The following is a 453-nucleotide window of genomic DNA, read 5'->3' on the forward strand; positions in this document are numbered from 1 at the left end:
GAACCACGGCAGCCTGGCGGCTGCAAATCGGGGTGTGGCAGAATATGAGCTTTCAGAGTAACCATCCAGAATGAGTTCCCATGTCACACAACCTGGAGCACCAGAAAGTCCACACCAGAATGGTGAAAGAGGTTCTGAAAGCCGTCGCCAGAGCCAATAATCACCCTTATAAGTCCGTATTTGCAGACTTTATCACCGGTCATCCCTCCTGCACGGTCTGTTTCTGGGAAACCTTCCACAAAATGTACCCGGATTCACCGTACGAATACGTCACGTTCTGCCATACCTGCCGTCGTTTTGATTTATACGAAACAGAAGCGGAGATGAAGGCGGATGACCCGAAGTGGTGGTGATTTTCAGCCCCGCCCGCTGAAACGCCTGTTCACAGCCAACCAGTGCTGGACGTCCTTCCTGGATGCGGGCGGTCTGCGCGATATCGGGGTTGAGGCTGTC

Annotated in this window: 2 protein-coding genes; both read left to right on the forward strand. The window is 53.4% G+C overall.

Features of this window, described 5'->3' with window-relative positions:
- The first annotated feature begins 80 nt into the window (after nucleotides 1–80).
- Nucleotides 81–353 carry a hypothetical protein gene (locus tag BFF42_RS20810; protein WP_000019158.1) on the forward strand — a complete coding sequence of 91 codons (273 nt, stop codon included), beginning with the start codon at nucleotides 81–83 and terminating at the stop codon, nucleotides 351–353.
- A partial coding sequence (locus tag BFF42_RS27995; protein WP_000198543.1) for an IS91 family transposase occupies nucleotides 334–453 on the forward strand: 120 nt, incomplete at its 3' end. The genes BFF42_RS20810 and BFF42_RS27995, both read left to right, overlap by 20 nt.

Source organism: Shigella sp. FC1661 (assembly GCF_001712525.1).
Taxonomy (GTDB): Bacteria; Pseudomonadota; Gammaproteobacteria; order Enterobacterales; family Enterobacteriaceae; genus Escherichia; species Escherichia coli.

What these genes read in the sequence shown, in the direction of transcription:
- BFF42_RS20810 (WP_000019158.1), top strand. Translation starts at nt 81, where the DNA reads ATGTCACACAACCTGGAGCACCAGAAAGTCCACACCAGAATGGTGAAA.